This window comes from Klebsiella sp. 141162, assembly GCF_050600755.1.
Lineage (GTDB): Bacteria > Pseudomonadota > Gammaproteobacteria > Enterobacterales > Enterobacteriaceae > Klebsiella > Klebsiella aerogenes.
On the sequence record NZ_JAQIRI010000009.1, the window covers coordinates 114,565 to 135,262 of the forward strand.

Annotated in this window: 21 protein-coding genes; 18 read left to right on the forward strand and 3 right to left on the reverse strand. The window is 60.1% G+C overall.

Annotation, left to right across the window (positions count from 1 at the left end; translation table 11 throughout):
• Positions 1 to 5 precede the first annotated feature (5 nt).
• Positions 6 to 926 (reverse strand): dihydrodipicolinate synthase family protein, encoded by a 921-nt coding sequence (locus PGR23_RS20410; RefSeq protein WP_320482978.1) that lies wholly within the window; start codon positions 924 to 926, stop codon positions 6 to 8.
• Between the two features lie 151 nt (positions 927 to 1,077).
• Entirely contained in the window at positions 1,078 to 1,902 is an 825-nt protein-coding gene (locus tag PGR23_RS20415; RefSeq protein WP_023288209.1) for an AraC family transcriptional regulator, read from the reverse strand.
• A gap of 310 nt (positions 1,903 to 2,212) precedes the next feature.
• Here PGR23_RS20415 and PGR23_RS20420 point away from each other — a divergent pair, with 310 nt between their 5' ends.
• The 4 genes from PGR23_RS20420 to PGR23_RS20435 are packed head-to-tail and all read left to right on the forward strand — an operon-like array spanning position 2,213 to position 5,769.
• Positions 2,213 to 3,160: a 4-hydroxyproline epimerase gene (locus tag PGR23_RS20420; RefSeq protein WP_047078027.1), complete on the forward strand. Its 948-nt coding sequence runs from the start codon at positions 2,213 to 2,215 to the stop codon at positions 3,158 to 3,160.
• On the forward strand, positions 3,157 to 4,266 hold the full coding sequence (locus PGR23_RS20425; protein ID WP_430915651.1) for an NAD(P)/FAD-dependent oxidoreductase: 1,110 nt from the start codon (positions 3,157 to 3,159) through the stop codon (positions 4,264 to 4,266). Before PGR23_RS20420 ends, PGR23_RS20425 begins: the two co-directional genes overlap by 4 nt.
• Positions 4,263 to 4,526, forward strand: coding sequence for a (2Fe-2S)-binding protein (locus tag PGR23_RS20430; RefSeq protein ID WP_047078029.1), 264 nt, complete (start codon positions 4,263 to 4,265; stop codon positions 4,524 to 4,526). Before PGR23_RS20425 ends, PGR23_RS20430 begins: the two co-directional genes overlap by 4 nt.
• On the forward strand, positions 4,507 to 5,769 hold the full coding sequence (locus PGR23_RS20435) for an NAD(P)/FAD-dependent oxidoreductase (protein ID WP_047078030.1): 1,263 nt from the start codon (positions 4,507 to 4,509) through the stop codon (positions 5,767 to 5,769). The genes PGR23_RS20430 and PGR23_RS20435 overlap by 20 nt, the downstream gene beginning before the upstream one ends.
• A gap of 3 nt (positions 5,770 to 5,772) precedes the next feature.
• On the opposite strand, the gene hpaR is transcribed toward PGR23_RS20435, so the two are convergent.
• Complete coding sequence (gene hpaR, locus PGR23_RS20440; protein WP_047078031.1) at positions 5,773 to 6,213, reverse strand: homoprotocatechuate degradation operon regulator HpaR; 441 nt, start codon at positions 6,211 to 6,213, stop codon at positions 5,773 to 5,775.
• A 287-nt stretch (positions 6,214 to 6,500) separates the two neighbouring features.
• Between hpaR and PGR23_RS20445 the strand changes: the two genes are divergently transcribed.
• From PGR23_RS20445 to yjiA, 14 genes are all read left to right on the forward strand, one after another.
• The gene (locus tag PGR23_RS20445) at positions 6,501 to 7,133 is read left to right on the forward strand and encodes a fumarylacetoacetate hydrolase family protein (RefSeq protein WP_004894500.1); all 633 of its coding nucleotides are present in this window, start codon (positions 6,501 to 6,503) and stop codon (positions 7,131 to 7,133) included.
• The gene (locus PGR23_RS20450; RefSeq protein WP_020079698.1) at positions 7,130 to 7,894 is read left to right on the forward strand and encodes a fumarylacetoacetate hydrolase family protein; all 765 of its coding nucleotides are present in this window, start codon (positions 7,130 to 7,132) and stop codon (positions 7,892 to 7,894) included. The genes PGR23_RS20445 and PGR23_RS20450 overlap by 4 nt, the downstream gene beginning before the upstream one ends.
• Complete coding sequence (hpaE, locus tag PGR23_RS20455; protein WP_008807572.1) at positions 7,891 to 9,357, forward strand: 5-carboxymethyl-2-hydroxymuconate semialdehyde dehydrogenase; 1,467 nt, start codon at positions 7,891 to 7,893, stop codon at positions 9,355 to 9,357. Before PGR23_RS20450 ends, hpaE begins: the two co-directional genes overlap by 4 nt.
• 1 nt (position 9,358) lies before the next feature.
• A complete protein-coding gene (gene hpaD / locus PGR23_RS20460; RefSeq protein WP_396279953.1) occupies positions 9,359 to 10,216 on the forward strand; it encodes a 3,4-dihydroxyphenylacetate 2,3-dioxygenase in 858 nt (285 codons plus the stop codon).
• Positions 10,217 to 10,225: 9 nt separating this feature from the next.
• Complete coding sequence (locus PGR23_RS20465) at positions 10,226 to 10,606, forward strand: 5-carboxymethyl-2-hydroxymuconate Delta-isomerase (protein ID WP_015368431.1); 381 nt, start codon at positions 10,226 to 10,228, stop codon at positions 10,604 to 10,606.
• A 137-nt stretch (positions 10,607 to 10,743) separates the two neighbouring features.
• Positions 10,744 to 11,547 (forward strand): 2-oxo-hept-4-ene-1,7-dioate hydratase, encoded by an 804-nt coding sequence (hpaH, locus tag PGR23_RS20470; protein ID WP_002887487.1) that lies wholly within the window; start codon positions 10,744 to 10,746, stop codon positions 11,545 to 11,547.
• Between the two features lie 10 nt (positions 11,548 to 11,557).
• Positions 11,558 to 12,355: a 4-hydroxy-2-oxoheptanedioate aldolase gene (gene hpaI, locus PGR23_RS20475; protein WP_047037808.1), complete on the forward strand. Its 798-nt coding sequence runs from the start codon at positions 11,558 to 11,560 to the stop codon at positions 12,353 to 12,355.
• Positions 12,356 to 12,376: 21 nt separating this feature from the next.
• Complete coding sequence (gene hpaX / locus PGR23_RS20480; RefSeq protein WP_396279954.1) at positions 12,377 to 13,735, forward strand: 4-hydroxyphenylacetate permease; 1,359 nt, start codon at positions 12,377 to 12,379, stop codon at positions 13,733 to 13,735.
• A 9-nt stretch (positions 13,736 to 13,744) separates the two neighbouring features.
• Positions 13,745 to 14,635, forward strand: a complete 891-nt coding sequence (hpaA, locus tag PGR23_RS20485; protein ID WP_004182836.1) for a 4-hydroxyphenylacetate catabolism regulatory protein HpaA — start codon at positions 13,745 to 13,747, stop codon at positions 14,633 to 14,635.
• A 225-nt stretch (positions 14,636 to 14,860) separates the two neighbouring features.
• A complete protein-coding gene (gene hpaB / locus PGR23_RS20490; RefSeq protein ID WP_396279955.1) occupies positions 14,861 to 16,423 on the forward strand; it encodes a 4-hydroxyphenylacetate 3-monooxygenase, oxygenase component in 1,563 nt (520 codons plus the stop codon).
• Positions 16,424 to 16,442: 19 nt separating this feature from the next.
• On the forward strand, positions 16,443 to 16,955 hold the full coding sequence (locus PGR23_RS20495) for a 4-hydroxyphenylacetate 3-monooxygenase reductase subunit (RefSeq protein WP_002887467.1): 513 nt from the start codon (positions 16,443 to 16,445) through the stop codon (positions 16,953 to 16,955).
• A 300-nt stretch (positions 16,956 to 17,255) separates the two neighbouring features.
• The gene (locus PGR23_RS20500; protein WP_045395482.1) at positions 17,256 to 19,406 is read left to right on the forward strand and encodes a carbon starvation CstA family protein; all 2,151 of its coding nucleotides are present in this window, start codon (positions 17,256 to 17,258) and stop codon (positions 19,404 to 19,406) included.
• A 109-nt stretch (positions 19,407 to 19,515) separates the two neighbouring features.
• Positions 19,516 to 19,719 carry a YbdD/YjiX family protein gene (locus PGR23_RS20505; RefSeq protein ID WP_002887451.1) on the forward strand — a complete coding sequence of 68 codons (204 nt, stop codon included), beginning with the start codon at positions 19,516 to 19,518 and terminating at the stop codon, positions 19,717 to 19,719.
• A gap of 11 nt (positions 19,720 to 19,730) precedes the next feature.
• On the forward strand, positions 19,731 to 20,687 hold the full coding sequence (gene yjiA / locus PGR23_RS20510) for a GTPase (protein ID WP_396279956.1): 957 nt from the start codon (positions 19,731 to 19,733) through the stop codon (positions 20,685 to 20,687).
• Positions 20,688 to 20,698: the final 11 nt, after the last annotated feature.

Genomic DNA, 20,698 nt, shown 5'->3' on the forward strand with positions numbered 1-20,698 from the left:
TGTGCTCAGAGGCCGACATCCGGCAGCGTCGGACGAGTCGCCAGCGCCTGTTCAACGATCGTCACCACCTGCTGGCGCGTTTCGCCTTCCAGCGCCAGACGCGGCGGACGAGTGATGGCGCTGCCGCGACCCAGCAACTCTTCACACAGCTTGATGCACTGCACCAGATCCGGACGCGCATCGAGATGCAGCAGCGGCATGAACCAGCGGTACAGCGCCATCGCCTCTTCGTAACGCTGCTGGCGGGCGAGACGGAATAACGTTTCCCCTTCGCGCGGGAAGGCGTTGGACATCCCGGAGATCCAGCCTTCCGCGCCGACGGCGATGCTTTCCACCACCACGTCATCCAGCCCGGCAAACAGCACGAAGCGGTCGCCAACGGTGTTACGCAGGTCGATAAAGCGGCGGGTATCGCCGGAGGAGTCTTTAAAGCAGACGATGTTGTCGCAGTCGGTCAGGGTGGCGAGAATGTCCGGCGTCACGTCGTTTTTGTAAATCGGCGGGTTGTTGTAGACCATAATCGGCAGGTCGGTAGCGCTCGCCACGCTGCGGAAGTGGGCCGCGGTTTCATGCGGTTTTGAGGAGTAGACCAGCGCCGGCATCACCATGATCCCGTCGACGCCGACGCGCTCCGCCTCTTTCGCCATTTTCTGGGCAAAGGCGGTGGTGAACTCGGCCACCCCGGCGATGACCGGAATTTTGCCGCCGGCGGCATCCTTCGCCACCTCGATAATCTGCAGTTTTTCATCGGTGCTCAGCGAGGTGTTTTCACCTACGCTGCCGCACACCACCAGCCCGGAAACGCCATCTTTCACCAGGTTTTTCATCACCGCGTGAGTGGCGTCTAAATCGAGGGAGTAGTCGCTACGAAACTGCGTGCTGACCGCCGGGAATACGCCGCTCCAGTGAATCGCTTTTTTGCTCATGCTCGGTTCCTTGTCGTCATTTTGTTAAGTCAAAGTGAATGAATGGTGAATATTCACTGACAGATTGACGTGTCGCGGAACCGGCGGCTTGTCGGTTTTCCCTCAATACGATGACGAAATTAGCACAGTCGGCAAAAGTGTGAGCCAGCGTTTATCCGAGCAGCGTGAGGCGAAAATCGCGCGGCGTCGAGCCGGTCATCGCCTTGAACTGGCGGCTAAAAGCGCTGTGATCGGTATAGCCGCACTGCAGGGCGATATCGGTAATCGGCGTATCGCCAGCCAGCAGTTCGGTGGCTTTTTCCAGCCGCACTTTGTGGATCATCTGCCGCGGGGTGAGATGAAAGATCCGCTTGCAGTAGCGTTCGATCTGCGCAATCGACATCCCGCTTAAGGCGGTTAACTCTTCCATGGCGATCGGCCGGTGATAGTGGCGGCGGATATGATCGTCGACGATCGCCAGCCGCTGCCATGCCGGATGGCGGGCGTGGGCCTCCTGCAGATCGTGCGAGATCCCGGCCATGCCGATCACCTGGCCGCTGATATCGCGTAGCGCCAATTTCTGCGTCAGGCACCAGCCGCGCTCGCGGCCATTGTAGAGATGCATTTCCAGCTGATCGCGCAGGGTCACGCCTTCCCGTAGTACCCGAAGATCCTGCTCGGTATAACCCTGACCCAGCGCGGAAGGAAAGACATCGGCGGAGGTTTTGCCCAGCAGCGAGGAGACGCTTTTGAAACCACAGCGGCGGGCCAGCGTCAGGTTCGCCAACAAATAACGCGCCTGGCGATCTTTGATAAAAAAGACCACATTAGGAATGGCATTGAGCAAGGGCGCAATCAGCGCCAGCGCATTCAGCAGCGCCGGCATATTTTCCGGCCGCTGGCGCGCCAGCCCTTCGCAGATCTGGCTCAGCTCATCGACGGCCAGCTCAGGTTGGTTAACCGCGCGCGGCGGCGCCGCATCAGAAACACCGATCATAAGGCCTCCTCATGGTAAGTGACCGAAGGATATTTATTCACTTTCCGTTAACACCACAAGCAGCAAGCGCTGGATTTGCGATCCTGGATCCGCTTTACGCCTTCCCCTGATTTAGCCACTGGCGCAATGGTCACTTTCGGTTTACCACAGCATTAAGCAAATGATTAATAAGAAATAACTATGTGAAATAGAAATATACCGCTCTCATTACTATGCAGATTTCGTCATTTTCTCTGACGAAAGCGCTCAAGCAGGCCGGGAAAGGTTGCGCCAGCATGATGAAACATGTTGTTAACTTCCGGAGAGTCTGATGACCGCGCCACGCCCCCCTATTACGCTGAGAGCTATCGATTCACATACCGGCGGCGAACCGACCCGCCTGATCGTTGACGGCTTCCCCGACCTCGGCGACGGCAGCATGGCGGAGCGCCGCGACCGCTTCGCCCGCGACTTCGACCATTGGCGTCAGGCGGCCATTCTCGAACCGCGCGGCAATGACGTACTGGTCGGCGCGCTGCTGTGCAAACCGGTCTCGGCGGCGGCTACCGCTGGGGTGATTTTCTTCAACAACGCCGGTTTTCTGAATATGTGCGGCCACGGCACTATCGGGCTTATCGCCTCGCTGGCCTGGCTTGGGCGTATCAAGCCCGGCGTACATCTGATTGAAACGCCGGTCGGCGACGTAAGCGCCACGTTGCACGACGATAGCAGCGTATCGGTGCAAAACGTCCCGGCCCGTCGCTGGAAAAAACAGATCCGCGTTGAAACCGCGCTGGGTCCCGTCATCGGCGATATTGCCTGGGGCGGCAACTGGTTTTTCCTGATTAACGACCACCCGTTCGCCATTACCCCCGAACAAATTCCACAGCTCACCGACTACGCCTGGGCAGTGCGCGAGGGGCTGGAAGCAGCGGGGATCCGCGGCGACGACGGCGGCGTTATCGACCATATCGAACTCTTCGCCGATGACGATACCGCCGACAGCCGCAGCTTCGTACTCTGCCCGGGAAAGGCCTGGGATCGCTCGCCGTGCGGTACCGGCACCAGCGCCAAGCTGGCCTGTCTGGCGCAGGATGGCAAGCTGCAGCCAGGGGAAATATGGCGTCAGGCCAGCATCATCGGCAGCCAGTTTACCGCCAGCTACCAGCGCACCGCTGAAGGCATCATCCCAACGATCCGCGGCGAAGCCTGGGTCTGCGGCGATAACCAATTGATCCTCAACCCTGACGATCCCTTCTGCTGGGGGATCGCGCCGTGAAGCAGAGCGATGTCATCGTGATCGGCGCCGGGATCATCGGCGCCGCCTGCGCGTGGCAGCTGGCGAAGCGGGGGCAGAGCGTGACGCTTATCGATAACGGTCAGCCCGGCGCCACGGCGGCCGGTATGGGCCATCTGGTGTGCATGGATGATGACCCCGCCGAGCTTGCCTTGTCGGCGTGGTCGCTGGAACGCTGGCGCGCTATCACGCCACGGATGCCCGACAATTGCGCCTGGCGCGGCTGCGGCACGCTGTGGCTGGCGGAAAGCGAAGAAGAGATGACCGTCGCCGACGAAAAACAGCGGCGGATGGCCGGCCATCAGGTGCACAGAGAACTCCAGACTCCGCAGCAGATCGCCGGGCGCGAGCCGCTGCTGCGTGGCGGGCTGGCCGGCGGGCTATGGGTGCCGGGCGATGGCATCGTCTACGCGCCGAACGTCGCCCGCTGGTTGATTACCGATGCCGGAGACCATCTTACCTGCCTGCGCGACAGCGTACAGACGATTGAAGAGCCGCAGGTGCTGCTCGCCAGCGGCCAACGGCTACAGGCGCGAGCGATCGTGGTGGCCTGCGGCCTTGAAGCCAATGTGCTGTTAGCGGAAAACTGGCTGCGACCGAAAAAAGGCCAACTGGCGATTACCGATCGCTACCGGCCGCGGGTGCAGCACCAGCTGGTTGAACTGGGCTACGGCGCCAGCGCCCACGGCGGCGGCACCTCGGTGGCGTTTAACCTTCAGCCGCGGCCCACCGGCCAGCTGCTGATTGGCTCTTCGCGTCAGTTTGATAACCGCGAGCGCGAGTTGGATCTGCCTCTGTTGGCGCAGATGCTCGATCGCGCCCGCCACTTCGTGCCGGCGCTGGCGACGTTGAATATTATCCGCTGCTGGAGCGGTCTGCGCGCCGCCTCGCAGGATGGCAACCCGCTGATCGGCCCGCACCCCGCTCGCCGTGGCGTATGGTTAGCGCTGGGCCATGAAGGGCTGGGCGTCACCACCGCTCCGGCCACGGCCGAACTGCTGGCGGCGCAGATCCTCGATGAACGCTGCCCATTGGCGCCCGACGCCTGGCTCCCGGCTCGTTTGTGTCAACAGGAGGCGATTGCATGAAGTCCACTCTCAACATCACCGTCGATGGCCAGCCTCTGACGGTGCCGGAAGGGATCAGCGTGGCGGCGGCGCTGGCGTTGACCGGCGACCCCACCACCCGCCAGGCGGTTAACGGCGAGCTCCGCGCGCCGTTTTGCGGCATGGGCGTCTGCCAGGAGTGCCGGATCGCCGTCGATGGCCGTCGGGTGCTGGCCTGCCAGACCCTGTGCCGGGCCGGTATGCAAATAGAAAGGAGCCGCGATGAACACGCTGCGCTGTGACATTTTAATCCTTGGCGCCGGCCCCGCCGGCATGGCGGCCGCGCTCTCCGCCGCCGCCTGCGATAAACAGGTCATCATCCTCGACGATAACCCCGCCCCTGGCGGACAAATCTGGCGCGCGGGTCCGCAGGCGACGCTACCCGCCCTGGCCCGGCGCTACCGCGACGCCATCGCCGCGTCTGCCGCCATCCGGGTAGTGAACGGCGCGCGGCTGATTGCCCGCCCCTCCGCGCACAGCGTGCTATTTGAAACCGCCGACGGCGGCGGCGTGGTTTACTGGCAGAAACTGATCCTCTGCTGCGGCGCGCGCGAGCTGTCGCTGCCCTTTCCCGGCTGGACCTTACCCGGCGTGACCGGCGCGGGCGGCCTACAGGCGCAAATCAAACAGGGGCTGTCGCTGAAAGGTGAAAAGGTGGTGATTGCCGGCAGCGGTCCGCTACTGCTGGCGGTGGCGGATACGGTGAACAAGGCCGGAGGCGAAGTGACGAATATCATTGAGCAAGCGCCGCTCCCGACGCTGCTGCGCTTCGCCAGCGGTCTGTGGCGCTGGCCGCAGAAGCTGCGCCAGTTAGCGACGCTGGCCCCGAAAGGCTATCTTAGCGGCGCGCAGGCGATCCGCGCTCACGGTACAACGCGGCTGGAAGCCGTTACGCTTCGCCAGCGCGGCATCGAGCGGACTATCGCCTGCGATCGACTGGCTATCGGCTACGGGCTGATACCCAATATCGAGACGGCACTGCTGTTCGGCTGCGCCACGGCGCAGGAGGCGATACAGGTTAACCGCTGGCAGCAGACCAGCATCGAGGATATCTACGCCGCCGGCGAGTGCACCGGTTTCGGCGGTAGCGAACTGGCGTTGGCGGAGGGCGAAATCGCCGGTTTTGCCGCCGCCGGGGCCAGCCGTCAAGCGCAGGCGTTATTTGCCCGCCGCGCCCGCTGGCAGCGTTTCGCCGCAGCAATCAACCGTACCTTCCGGCTGAGGGAGTCCTTGAAAAACGCCGCAACGCCGGAGAGCCTGCTGTGCCGCTGCGAAGATGTGCGCTGCGGCGATGTTGACGCCGCCGGGGGCTGGCCGCAGGCCAAACTCACCCAGCGCTGCGGAATGGGTGCCTGTCAGGGGCGCACCTGCGCCGCCAGCGCCCGCTGGTTGTACGGCTGGCCGCTGCCGCAGCCGAGAGAACCGCTGGCCCCCGCCCGCGCGGAAACGCTTATTGCCCTCGCCCGGCCGAGCGCCGAGCCGTAACCGCTACTCTTCTTCATCACCGCGCGCGGCAGGGACGCCAAGCGCAATAAACTCCTCCAACAGCGTGGTCAGCTGGCGCATCTTTTCCTCCGTAAACTGCGCTTCTATCTGCCGGTAGGCCTCTTCCACCTGCGCCTGGGCGCTCTCATACAGCGCCAGCCCGGCGGGCGTTAACGACAGGTAGAGCTTGCGCTGATCGTTGACCGGTTTTAAGCGCAGCACTAAACCGTCGCGTTCCATGCGCGTCAAAATCCCGGTCAGGCTGGGGCGCAAAATGCAGGCGCGCCAGGCCAGGTCGTGAAAATCCATCGATGGGTTTTCCGCAAGGATACGCACAATACGCCACTGCTGTTCGGTCAGGTTGTGGCGTTTAACGATCGGCCGGAAATGGCCCATCGCCGCTTCTCGCGCCTGCAGCAGCGCAATGGTTAATGAATCATGCATGGTATCCCCTCAACAACGCTAACCAAAACTTATTAACACTTTAATAATTAGCCCTAATCCTGCCATGTACAACCGGTTTCTGCACCTGAAAAGTACCAGTCGCTATCAAAAATAAATATATATAATTGATATATAAGATATAAATAAAAAACATGTAAATATTGTGTTAATCCGATCACAAAACATTCACTTCTATTTGCCAAACCTTCGCGCAAAGAATAAAAGATGATCATTAACATATTAATGAAATCCCTTCGAATCCGAAATCAGTACCAGAGGAGTGGTGAATGAAAGGTACCATCTTCGCCGTTGCGCTCAATCATCGCAGCCAGCTCGACGCCTGGCGCGAAGCGTTTCAACAGGCCCCCTACAAGACGCCGCCGAAAACCGCGGTCTGGTTCATCAAACCCCGTAATACCGTGATTGGCGATGGCGAAGCCATTCCCCATCCGCAGGGCGAGACCGTACAAAGCGGCGCGACGGTGGCGCTGATTGTCGGCAAAACCGCGCGTAAAGTGGCGGCGGAAGAGGCGGCGAACTATATCGCCGGCTACGCGCTGGCTAACGACGTTAGCCTGCCGGAAGAGAGTTTTTATCGCCCGGCGATCAAGGCCAAATGCCGTGATGGCTTCTGCCCCATCGGCGCGCTGTCGGCGGTGCGCAACGTCGATAACCTGACCATCATCACCGAAATCAACGGCCGCGAGGCGGATAGCTGGCATACCGGCGATCTGCAGCGTAGCGCCGCGCAGCTGCTGAGCGCCTTGAGCGAGTTCGCCACCCTCAATCCCGGCGACGCGATCCTTATCGGCACGCCCCACTCCCGCGTCACGCTGCGCCCCGGCGACCGCGTACGTATTCTCGCCGACGGTTTCCCGGCGCTCGAAAACCCGGTTGTCGCAGAAGGAGAGCTGGCATGAAACAGGCACGCATTGAATGGCAAGGACAGGTACGCGACGTGCTGGTCGATGAACGCGACCAAGTGCGCCTGCACGATGGCACGGTATTGAAAGAAGGTGAATTCCGCTGGCTGCCGCCCGCCGACGGCACGCTGTTCGCGCTGGGGCTGAATTACGCCGATCACGCCAGCGAGCTGGAGTTTAAACCGCCAACCGAACCTTTGGTGTTCATCAAAGCGCCGAACACCTTTATTGGCCACCAGCAGCAGTCGGTACGCCCGGATAACGTCGAATACATGCACTACGAAGCCGAACTGGTGGTGGTGATCGGGAAAACCGCGCGCCGCGTCAGCGAAGCCGAGGCCATGGACTATGTCGCTGGCTATACCGTGTGCAACGACTACGCGATCCGCGACTATCTGGAAAACTACTACCGCCCGAACCTGCGGGTGAAAAGCCGCGACACCCTGACGCCGATCGGCCCGTGGATCGTCGCCAAAGAGGCGATCCCGGATCCGCATAATCTGGCCCTACGCACCTGGGTCAACGGCGAACTGCGCCAGCAGGGCACCACCGCCGATCTGATCTTCAGCATCCCGTTCCTCATCGCTTATTTAAGCGAATTTATGACCCTGCAACCGGGCGACATGATCGCCACCGGCACGCCGAAAGGGCTATCCGATGTGGTGCCGGGCGATGAGGTGATCGTTGAAGTCGAGGGCGTGGGCCGCCTGGTCAACCATATCATCAGCCAGCAAGCGTATGAGGAGACACTGTCATGAAAAAGATTAACCATTGGATCAACGGTAAAAACGTTGCCGGCGCAGACTATTTTCATACCACCAACCCGGCCACCGGCGAGGTACTGGCTGAAGTCGCCTCCGGCGGCGAAGCCGAAATCAACCAGGCGGTAGCGGCGGCGAAAGAGGCCTTCCCGAAGTGGGCTAACCTGCCGATGAAAGAGCGCGCGCGCCTGATGCGCCGCCTGGGCGATTTGATCGATCAGAACGTCCCGGAGATCGCGGCGATGGAAACCGCCGATACCGGCCTGCCTATCCACCAGACCAAAAACGTGCTGATCCCGCGGGCGTCGCATAACTTCGAATTTTTCGCCGAAGTATGCCAGCAGATGAACGGCAAGACCTATCCGGTCGACGACAAGATGCTTAACTACACCCTCGTGCAGCCGGTTGGCGTCTGCGCGCTGGTGTCGCCGTGGAACGTGCCATTTATGACCGCCACCTGGAAGGTGGCGCCGTGCCTGGCGCTGGGCAATACCGCGGTGCTGAAAATGTCCGAGCTGTCGCCGCTGACCGCCGATCGTCTGGGCGAACTGGCGCTGGAAGCCGGGATCCCGGCTGGCGTGCTCAACGTGGTGCAGGGCTATGGCGCCACCGCTGGCGACGCGCTGGTACGCCATCATGATGTGCGCGCCGTCTCCTTCACCGGCGGCACCGCCACTGGCCGCAACATTATGAAGAACGCCGGCCTGAAAAAGTACTCCATGGAGCTCGGCGGAAAATCGCCGGTGCTGATTTTTGAAGACGCCGATATTGAGCGCGCGCTCGACGCCGCGCTGTTCACCATTTTCTCGATCAACGGCGAACGCTGCACCGCCGGTTCACGCATTTTCATTCAGCAGAGTATTTATCCGGAGTTCGTCAAGCGCTTCGCCGAGCGCGCCAACCGCCTGCGCGTAGGCGATCCGACCGATCCGAATACCCAGGTCGGCGCGCTGATTAGCAAGCAGCACTGGGAGAAAGTGTCCGGCTACATTCGCCTCGGTATCGAAGAGGGGGCCACCCTGCTGGCCGGCGGCGCGGATAAGCCGTCCGATCTGCCGGCGCATCTGAAAGCCGGCAACTTCCTGCGCCCGACGGTACTGGCGGATGTCGACAACCGCATGCGCGTCGCCCAGGAAGAGATTTTTGGCCCGGTTGCCTGCCTGCTGCCGTTCAAAGATGAAGCGGAAGGGCTGCGCCTGGCCAACGATGTGGAATACGGCCTGGCGTCGTACATCTGGACCCAGGACGTCAGCAAAGTGCTGCGTCTGGCGCGCGGTATTGAAGCCGGAATGGTGTTCGTCAACACCCAGAACGTGCGCGACCTGCGTCAGCCGTTCGGCGGCGTGAAGGCCTCCGGCACCGGCCGCGAAGGCGGCGAGTACAGCTTTGAAGTGTTCGCCGAAATGAAAAACGTCTGCATCTCGATGGGCGACCATCCGATCCCGAAATGGGGAGTCTGATATGGGTAAGTTAGCGTTAGCAGCAAAAATCACTCACGTGCCGTCGATGTATCTGTCTGAGCTGCCGGGGAAAAACCACGGCTGCCGTCAGGGCGCGATCGACGGACATAAAGAAATTGGCAAGCGCTGCCGTGAAATGGGCGTCGATACCATTATCGTGTTCGACACCCACTGGCTGGTCAACAGCGCCTACCACATCAACTGTGCCGACCATTTCCAGGGCATCTACACCAGTAACGAACTGCCGCATTTTATTCGCGACATGACCTACGACTACGACGGCAACCCGGAACTGGGTCACCTGATTGCCGACGAGGCCGTCAAGCTTGGCGTACGCGCCAAAGCGCACAATATTCCGAGCCTGAAGCTGGAATACGGCACCCTGGTGCCGATGCGCTACATGAATAGCGATAAGCATTTCAAAGTGGTGTCCATTTCCGCCTTCTGTACCGTTCACGATTTTGCCGACAGCCGCAAGCTGGGCGAGGCCATCCTCAAGGCCATCGACAAATATGACGGCACCGTGGCGGTGCTGGCCAGCGGTTCGCTGTCGCATCGCTTTATCGACGACCAGCGCGCCGAAGAGGGCATGAACAGCTATACCCGCGAGTTTGACCATCAGATGGATGAGCGCGTGGTGAAGCTGTGGCGCGAAGGCAAATTCAAAGAGTTCTGCACCATGCTGCCGGAGTACGCCGATTACTGCTACGGCGAAGGCAACATGCACGACACGGTGATGCTGCTCGGCTTGCTGGGTTGGGATAAATACGACGGCAAGGTGGAGTTTATCACCGAGCTATTCGCCAGCTCCGGTACCGGCCAGGTTAACGCCGTGTTCCCGCTGCCGGCGCAGGCGTAAGGAGGCCCCATGCCGCATTTTATCGCCGAGTGTAGCGACAATATCCGCGAACAGGCCGATTTACCGGGGCTGTTCGCCAAAGTCAACGAGGCGCTGGCCGCCACCGGCATCTTTCCGATTGGCGGTATTCGCAGCCGCGCCCACTGGCTGGATACCTGGCAGATGGCCGACGGCAAGCATGATTACGCCTTCGTGCATATGACCCTGAAGATCGGCGCCGGCCGTAGCCTGGAGAGCCGTCAGGAGGTGGGCGAAATGCTGTTTGCACTGATCAAGGCCCACTTTGCCGCGCTGATGGAGAGCCGTTATCTGGCGCTGTCGTTCGCCATGGAAGAGCTCGACCCGACGCTGAACTACAAACAGAACAACGTGCACGCGTTATTTAAATAATACATCGAGGCTCAAGCAGGTAGCCCGGCCGAGCAACGCGACGCCGGGGTTTGCTCCGGGCCACCCCGGGGTCGGCGTAAACGCCTCGCCCGGGCTACTCGATTGTGCACATTTCCGGTAATGCCACAGGAATCACTATGCTCGATAAACAGACCCGAACCCTGATTGCCCAGCGGCTGAACCAGGCCGAAAAACAGCGTGAACAGATCCGCGCGATCTCGCTGGATTATCCGTCGATCACCATTGAGGACGCCTACGCCGTCCAGCGCGAATGGGTCGAAATGAAGATCGCCGAAGGCCGCGTGCTCAAAGGCCATAAGATCGGCCTGACCTCTAAAGCGATGCAGGCCAGTTCGCAGATCAGCGAGCCGGACTACGGCGCGCTGCTCGATGATATGTTCTTCCACGACGGCAGCGATATTCCCACCGACCGCTTTATCGTGCCGCGTATCGAAGTCGAGCTGGCTTTCGTGCTGGCCAAACCGCTACGCGGCCCGAACTGCACGCTGTTTGATGTCTACAACGCCACCGACTACGTTATCCCGGCGCTTGAGCTTATCGACGCGCGTTGCCACAACATCGACCCGGAAACCCAGCGTCCGCGCAAAGTGTTCGACACTATCTCCGATAACGCCGCCAACGCCGGGGTGATCCTCGGTGGCCGGCCGATTAAACCGGACGAGCTCGACCTGCGCTGGATCTCCGCCCTGCTGTATCGCAACGGCGTGATTGAAGAGACCGGCGTCGCCGCGGGCGTGCTTAATCATCCGGCCAACGGCGTGGCCTGGCTGGCCAACAAGCTGGCGCCGTACGATGTCCAGCTCGAAGCCGGGCAGATTATCCTCGGCGGCTCGTTCACCCGCCCGGTCCCGGCGCGCAAGGGCGATACCTTCCACGTCGACTACGGCAACATGGGCGCCATCAGCTGCCGCTTTGTTTGAGGAGAGCAACATGAACAACGCATTTAAAGAGGCGCTCAAGGCCGGGCGTCCGCAAATCGGCCTGTGGCTTGGGCTGTGCAGCAGCTACAGCGCCGAACTGCTGGCCGGCGCGGGCTTCGACTGGCTGCTGATCGACGGCGAACACGCGCCCAACAATGTACAAACGGTGCTGACCCAGCTTCAGGCCATCGCGCCCTACCCCAGCCAGCCGGTGGTGCGCCCGTCGTGGAACGATCCGGTACAAATTAAACAGCTACTGGACGTCGGCGCGCAAACCCTGCTGGTGCCGATGGTGCAGAATGCCGAAGAAGCGCGGCTGGCGGTCAGATCCACCCGCTACCCGCCTGCCGGCATCCGCGGCGTCGGTAGCGCGCTGGCCCGCGCCTCGCGCTGGAATCGCGTCCCGGACTATATCCACCGGGCCAACGACGCCATGTGCGTACTGGTACAGATTGAGACCCGCGAAGCGCTGAAAAATCTGCCGCAGATCCTCGATGTCGACGGGGTGGACGGCGTGTTTATCGGTCCGGCGGATCTCAGCGCCGATATGGGCCACGGCGGCAATCCGCAGCACCCGGAAGTGCAGGCCGCCATCGAAGATGCCATCCAGCAAATCCGTCAGGCCGGCAAGGCGCCGGGGATCCTGATGGCCAATGAACAACTGGCGAAACGCTATCTCGAACTGGGCGCGCTGTTCGTCGCCGTCGGCGTCGATACCACCCTGCTGGCCCGCGGCGCAGAAGCGCTGGCGGCCCGTTTTACCCACACCGCAACGACCACAACCGATAACAATAAATCCGTCTATTGAACGGATAATGTGGAGCGCAACATGACTACCTCTACCCTGCAACACAATGATAATAAAGCCGTTGAAGTAGAAAACCGGGTGATCAAAAAGCTGTTCCGCCGCCTGATCACCTTCCTGTTTGTTCTCTTTGTTTTCTCATTTTTGGATCGAATTAATATCGGTTTCGCCGGCCTGACGATGGGCAAAGATCTCGGCCTGACCTCCACCATGTTCGGCCTGGCGGCGACGCTGTTCTACGTCACCTACGTGCTGTGCGGGATCCCCAGCAATATCATGCTGGCGAAAGTCGGCGCGCGCCGCTGGATCGCCGGGATCATGGTGGTCTGGGGGATCGCCTCGACCTGCACCATGTTCGCCACCAATCCACATACGCTATACATCCTGCGGATGCTGGTCGGCATCGCCGAGGCCGGCTTTCTGCCGGGGATCCTCGTCTATCTGACCTGGTGGTTTCCGGCCTACCATCGCGCCCGCGCCAACGCCCTGTTTATGATCGCCATGCCGGTGACCATGATGCTCGGCTCGATACTTTCCGGCTATATTCTGGCGCTCGACGGCCTGTGGAACCTGAAGGGCTGGCAGTGGCTGTTTCTGCTGGAAGGCCTGCCGTCGGTGGTGCTCGGCGTCGTCACCTGGTTCTTCCTCAACGACACGCCGGATAAAGCCAACTGGCTGGATAATGAAGAGAAACAGGCGCTGAAGGCGATGATCGATCGCGAACGGGAACATGCGGCGATCGTCCCGGCTTCGCCGCGTTCCACGCTGCGCGAAGTACTGACGCCAGCGGTGCTGATGTATACCCTCGCCTACTTCTGCCTGACCAATACCCTCAGCGCCATTAATATCTGGACGCCGCAGATCCTGCAGAGCTTCAACACCGGCAGCAGCAACATCATGATTGGCCTGCTGGCGGCGATCCCGCAGTTCTGCACCATTTTCGGCATGATCTGGTGGAGTCGCCGCTCCGACCGCCGCAAAGAGCGCAAGATGCATACCATCCTGCCCTACCTGTTCGCCGCGGCGGGTTGGCTGCTGGCTTCGGCAACCCACCACAGCCTGATCCAACTGATCGGTATTGTTATGGCCTCGGTGGGATCCTTTACCGCGATGGCCATTTTCTGGACCACCCCGGATCGGGTGATCAGCCTGCAATCGCGCGCGGTGGCACTGGCGGTGATCAACGCCATCGGCAACGTCGGCTCTGCCGTCAGCCCGCTGTTGATCGGCATATTGCGCGATACCACCGGCAGCTTTAGCTCCGGGCTGTGGTTTGTCGCCGGGCTGCTAATCGTCGGCGCGCTGGTGCTCACCCGCATTCCGATGAGCCAGCGCGATGCCGCCGCCGCCGCGCCGGGCTTAGCGGCGCAAAAAGGCCACTAAGGAGCGGGTATGTGTCAGCATTCAATCGCCAACATCGATATCAATAAAGATTACGACGAGAGCCTGGGTACCGAAGAGGTGCACTATCAGTCGTTTGCCCGTATGGCGGCCTTTTTTGGCCGCGACATGCAGGCGCATCGCCACGACCGCTATTTTCAGATGCACTTTCTTGATACCGGGCAGATTGAGCTGCAGCTTGATGACCATCGCTACTCGGTGCAGGCGCCGCTGTTTGTGATAACGCCGCCTTCGGTGCCGCACGCCTTTATTACCGAGTCCGATAGCGATGGTCACGTGTTGACGGTGCACGAAGAACTCATCTGGCCGCTGCTGGAGGTACTTTATCCCGGCACGCGGGAGACCTTCGGCCTGCCGGGGATCTGCCTGTCGCTGGCGGATAAACCCGACGAGCTGGCGGCGCTGGCGCACTACTGGCAGCTGATTCGCCGTGAATCTACCGCTCAGCTGCCGGGGCGCGAGCATACCCTGGCGCTGCTGGCGCAGGCGGTATTTACCCTGCTGCTGCGCAACGCCAGGCTCGACGATCATGCCGCCAGCGGGATGCGCGGCGAGCTGAAATTATTCCAGCGCTTTAACCAGATGATCGACAGCCACTTTCATCAACACTGGACGGTACCGGATTACGCCAACGAGCTGCATCTGACCGAATCGCGGTTGACCGATATCTGCCGCCGCTTCGCCAACCGCCCCCCGAAGCGGCTGATATTCGACCGCCAGCTACGCGAGGCGAAGCGGCTGCTGCTGTTTTCCGATAGCGCGGTCAATGAGATAGCCTGGCAACTGGGGTTTAAAGATCCCGCTTATTTTGCGCGCTTTTTTAGCCGCCAGGTCGGCTGCTCGCCAAGCAGTTACCGGGCGCAAAAAGTACCGGTGTCGTAATACCCCGGCGGCGCCGCGCTTGCCGGGGCTACGGTCCATAGGGCCTGTCAGCGCCGCGCCGCCCGCCAAAAGCTGCAGAGATCACAAAATTCACTCCCGCCTGAAAAGTACCCGCCGTTGTCGCAAACGTCCCTTCACGACAAGCGCAATAACCGCTTCAATTAAACAACAAAAACAAAACATATATTTAACATCATTATTCCGATAAATACTGAAGAGGCCCCTATGAAACCTGAAGATTTCCGCGCCGACGCGAAACGCCCGTTAACTGGCGAAGAGTATTTAAAAAGCCTGCAGGATGGCCGCGAAATTTATATCTACGGCGAGCGCGTGAAGGATGTCACCACGCATCCGGCCTTCCGTAATGCCGCGGCTTCTGTCGCTCAGCTGTACGATGCGCTGCACAAACCGGAGATGCAGGATTCCCTGTGCTGGGGCACCGATACCGGTAGCGGCGGCTACACCCATAAATTCTTCCGCGTGGCGAAAAGCGCCGACGATCTGCGCCAGCAGCGCGACGCCATCGCCGAGTGGTCGCGCTTAAGCTACGGCTGGATGGGCCGCACCCCGGACTACAAAGCCGCCTTCGGCTGCGCGCTAGGCGCCAACCCGGCGTTTTACGGCCAGTTCGAGCAGAACGCCCGCAACTGGTACACCCGCATTCAGGAAACCGGCCTGTACTTTAACCACGCTATCGTCAACCCGCCGATCGACCGCCACAAGCCGGCCGATGAAGTGAAGGACGTCTACATCAAGCTGGAAAAAGAGACCGATGCCGGGATCATCGTCAGCGGCGCGAAAGTGGTCGCCACCAACTCAGCGCTGACCCACTACAACATGATCGGCTTCGGCTCCGCGCAGGTGATGGGCGAGAACCCGGACTTCGCGCTGATGTTCGTCGCGCCGATGGATGCCGAAGGCGTCAAGCTTATCTCCCGCGCCTCCTATGAGATGGTCGCCGGTGCGACCGGCTCGCCGTACGACTATCCGCTTTCCAGCCGTTTCGACGAGAACGATGCGATTCTGGTAATGGATAAAGTCCTGATCCCATGGGAGAACGTACTGATTTATCGCGACTTTGACCGCTGCCGCCGCTGGACCATGGAAGGCGGTTTCGCCCGCATGTACCCGCTGCAGGCCTGCGTGCGCCTGGCGGTAAAACTGGACTTTATCACCGCCCTGCTGAAGCGTTCTCTGGAATGTACCGGCACCCTCGAATTCCGCGGCGTGCAGGCCGACCTTGGCGAAGTGGTGGCGTGGCGCAACATGTTCTGGGCGTTAAGCGATTCTATGTGCTCGGAAGCGACGCCGTGGGTCAACGGCGCATGGCTGCCGGATCACGCCGCGCTGCAGACCTATCGCGTGATGGCGCCGATGGCCTACGCCAAGATCAAGAACATCATCGAGCGTAACGTCACCAGCGGCCTGATTTATCTGCCGTCCAGCGCCCGCGATCTGAACAACCCGCAGATCGACCAGTATCTGGCGAAGTACGTGCGCGGCTCCAACGGTATGGATCACGTTGAACGTATCAAGATCCTCAAACTAATGTGGGACGCGATCGGCAGCGAATTCGGCGGCCGTCATGAACTGTATGAAATCAACTACTCCGGTAGCCAGGATGAAATTCGCCTGCAGTGCCTGCGTCAGGCGCAGAGCTCCGGCAATATGGACAGAATGATGGCGATGGTTGACCGCTGCCTGTCCGAGTACGACCAGAACGGCTGGACGGTGCCGCATCTGCACAATAACGCTGATATCAACATGTTGGATAAGCTGCTGAAGTAATTCACAGCGGGAGGTCATAATGCAATTAGATGAACAACGCCTGCGTTTTCGCGATGCCATGGCCAGCCTGTCGGCGGCGGTTAACGTTGTCACCACCGCAGGCGAAGCCGGCCGCTGCGGCATTACCGCCACGGCAGTTTGCTCGGTGACGGATACGCCGCCATCGGTAATGGTTTGTATCAACGCCAACAGCGCGATGAACCCGGTCTTTCAGGGCAACGGCAAGTTGTGCATCAACGTGCTGAACCACGAACAGGAAATCATGGCCCGTCATTTCGCCGGGATGACCGGGGTGACGATGGAAGAGCGGTTTGCCCTCAGCGGCTGGCAGCAGGGCGCGCTCGGGCAGCCGGTGCTGAAAGGCTCGCTGGCCAGCCTCGAAGGCGAGATAAGCCAGGTGCAAACCATTGGTACCCACCTGGTGTATCTGGTGGAGATCCGCAATATTACCCTGAGCCCGCAAGGGCACGGCCTGATTTACTTTAAACGCCGTTTCCATCCGGTGATGATGGAAATGGAAGTCGCGGTGTAATGGCCTCGTCTGCTCCTCTCCGCCCGGGGAGGAGCCTTATCTTTCATGACCATCTTCCCGGTCATAATACCCTGTGATCTCAATCACATATTTATCTCCTGTTCACTTCATAGCCAACCGCTTACCCCAGCTAGCGACCGCTTAACCCCCCATACAACCACTCACTCATTTACCCAACTTTACGCGCGCGCAGTTCTGGCAAGATCGACGCTAGCCTAGCTAATCAATACCTCCACCAACCCAAACACAAAACCAGACGGCTTCGGCCAATTATTAATCTAATTAACGCCAGGTTTTACTATGGATACCAAAAAACTACTCAAGCACATACCCTGGGTGATTCTTGGAATCATCGGGGCATTTTGCCTCTCAGTCGTCGCGTTGCGCCGCGGTGAGCACGTCAGTGCGCTGTGGATCGTCGTCGCGTCGGTTTCCGTGTACCTCGTCGCCTACCGTTATTACAGCTTGTACATCGCGCAGAAGGTGATGAAGCTTGACCCAACGCGCGCGACGCCGGCGGTCATTAATAACGATGGCCTGAACTACGTGCCGACCAACCGCTACGTGCTGTTCGGCCACCACTTCGCCGCTATTGCCGGCGCCGGCCCGCTGGTCGGCCCGGTACTGGCCGCGCAGATGGGCTATCTGCCGGGCACCCTCTGGCTGCTGGCCGGCGTGGTGCTGGCGGGCGCGGTACAGGACTTCATGGTGCTGTTTATCTCCTCGCGGCGCAACGGCGCCTCGCTGGGCGAGATGATTAAACAAGAGATGGGGCCGGTACCGGGGTCTATCGCCCTGTTCGGCTGCTTCCTGATTATGATCATCATCCTCGCGGTGCTGGCGCTCATCGTGGTGAAAGCGCTGGCGGAGAGCCCGTGGGGCGTCTTTACCGTCTGCTCGACGGTGCCTATCGCGCTGTTTATGGGTATTTATATGCGCTTCCTGCGCCCTGGCCGCGTCGGTGAAGTCTCGGTTATCGGTATCGTGCTGCTGGTGGCGTCTATCTGGTTTGGCGGCATCATTGCCCACGACCCGTACTGGGGCCCGGCGCTGACCTTTAAAGACACCACCATCACCTTTACCCTGATTGGCTACGCGTTTATCTCCGCGCTGCTGCCGGTATGGCTGATTCTGGCGCCGCGTGACTATCTGGCCACCTTCCTGAAAATCGGCGTGATCGTCGGCCTGGCGCTGGGGATCGTTATCCTCAACCCGGACCTGAAAATGCCGGCAGTGACCCAGTACATTGATGGTACCGGCCCGCTGTGGAAAGGCGCGCTGTTCCCGTTCCTGTTTATCACCATCGCCTGCGGCGCGGTCTCCGGCTTCCACGCACTGATCGCCTCCGGTACCACGCCGAAGCTGCTGGCCAACGAAACCGACGCCCGCTTTATCGGCTACGGCGCGATGCTGATGGAGTCGTTCGTCGCCATCATGGCGCTGGTCGCGGCATCAATTATCGAACCGGGTCTCTACTTCGCGATGAACACCCCGCCGGCGGGCCTTGGCATCGTCATGCCAAACCTGCACGAAATGGGCGGTGAAAACGCGGCGATGATCGCCGCACAGCTGAAAGAAGTGACCGTCCACGCGGCGGCGACCGTCAGCTCTTGGGGCTTCGTGATTTCACCTGAGCAGATCCTGCAGACGGCGAAAGATATCGGCGAACCTTCAGTACTGAACCGCGCCGGCGGCGCGCCGACGCTGGCCGTCGGTATCGCTCACGTGTTCCACAAAATCATCCCGATGGCGGATATGGGCTTCTGGTACCACTTCGGTATCCTGTTTGAAGCGCTGTTTATCCTCACCGCGCTGGATGCCGGTACCCGCGCAGGCCGCTTTATGCTGCAGGATCTGTTGGGTAACTTCGTGCCGTTCCTGAAAAAAACCGACTCGCTGGTCGCCGGTATTATCGGTACCGCGGGCTGCGTCGGCCTGTGGGGTTACCTGCTGTATCAGGGCGTGGTCGACCCGCTGGGCGGCGTGAAGAGCCTGTGGCCGCTGTTCGGTATTTCTAACCAGATGCTGGCCGCGGTGGCGCTGGTGCTCGGCACGGTGGTGCTGATCAAAATGCAGCGCACCAAATATATCTGGGTTACCGTTATTCCGGCTGCGTGGCTGCTGCTGTGCACCACCTGGGCGCTGGGTCTGAAACTGTTCAGCACCAACCCGCAGATGGAAGGCTTCTTCTTTATGGCTCAGCAGTATAAAGAGAAGATTGCCGCCGGCGGCGAGCTGACCGCGCAGCAGGTCGCCAACATGAACCATATCGTGGTTAACAACTACACCAACGCCGGCCTGAGCATCCTGTTCCTGGTGGTGGTGTACAGCATCATCTTCTACGGCATCAAAACCTGGCTCAATGTCCGCAACAATAAGGTGCGCACCGACAAAGAGACTCCGTATGTGCCGGTACCGGAAGGCGGCGTGAAAACCTCGTCACATCATTAACCCTGATGCCGGATAGCGCTACGCTTATCCGGCCTACCAAAAGCGCATTAACGTAGGCCGGATATGGCGCTAGCCGCCATCCGGCTTTATTCGTTATCTGGAACTCACAATGTTTGGTAACTTAGGTCAGGCAAAAAAATATCTCGGTCAGGCGGCAAAAATGCTGATCGGCATTCCGGATTACGACAACTACGTCACCCATATGCAAACCAACCATCCGGATCAGCCGTACATGACTTATGAAGAATTCTTCCGCGAACGCCAGCAGGCCCGCTACGGCGGCGACGGCAAAGGCGGCGTACGCTGCTGTTAATGGAGGCAATAATGGCACCGATTGCAGTCACCCTATTAACCGGTTTTCTCGGCGCGGGAAAAACCACCCTGCTGCGCCACATCCTTAATGAGCAGCACGGTTTCAAAATCGCCGTGATTGAAAATGAATTTGGCGAAGTGTCCGTTGACGACCAGCTGATCGGCGATCGCGCCACGCAGATTAAAACCCTGACCAACGGCTGTATTTGCTGTACGCGCTCCAACGAACTGGAGGATGCCCTGCTCGATCTGCTCGACAGCCGCGATCGCGGCGAGATTGCCTTCGACCGACTGGTGATTGAGTGCACCGGCATGGCCGACCCGGGGCCGATTATCCAGACCTTTTTCTCCCACGAGGTGCTTTGCGAACGCTATCTGCTGGACGGCGTGATCGCCCTGGTCGACGCCGTCCATGCCGACCAGCAGATGGATCAGTTCACCATTGCCCAGTCGCAGGTCGGCTACGCGGACCGGATTCTGTTAACCAAAACCGATGTCGCCGGCGACACCGAAAAGCTGCGCGAACGGCTGGCGCGCATCAACGCGCGGGCGCCAATTTATACCGTCATCCACGGCGATATCGATTTAAGCCTGCTCTTTAATACCAGCGGTTTTATGCTCGAAGAGAAGGTTGTCAGCGCCACACCGCGCTTTCACTTCGTGGCGGAAAAACAGAACGACGTCTCGTCGATTGTGGTCGAGCTCGACTATCCGGTGGATATCAGTGAGGTGTCACGGGTGATGGAAAACCTGCTGCTCTCCTTCGCCGAGCAACTGATGCGCTATAAAGGCATGCTATGGATCGACGGCGAGCCAAATCGCCTGCTGTTCCAGGGCGTGCAGCGCCTCTACAGCGCCGACTGGGACCGCCCGTGGGGCGATGAAACGCCGCACAGCGCGCTGGTATTTATCGGCATTCAACTGCCGGAAGAAGAAATCCGCGCCGCGTTTGCCGGGCTACGCAAATAGCCGCGGCAAAA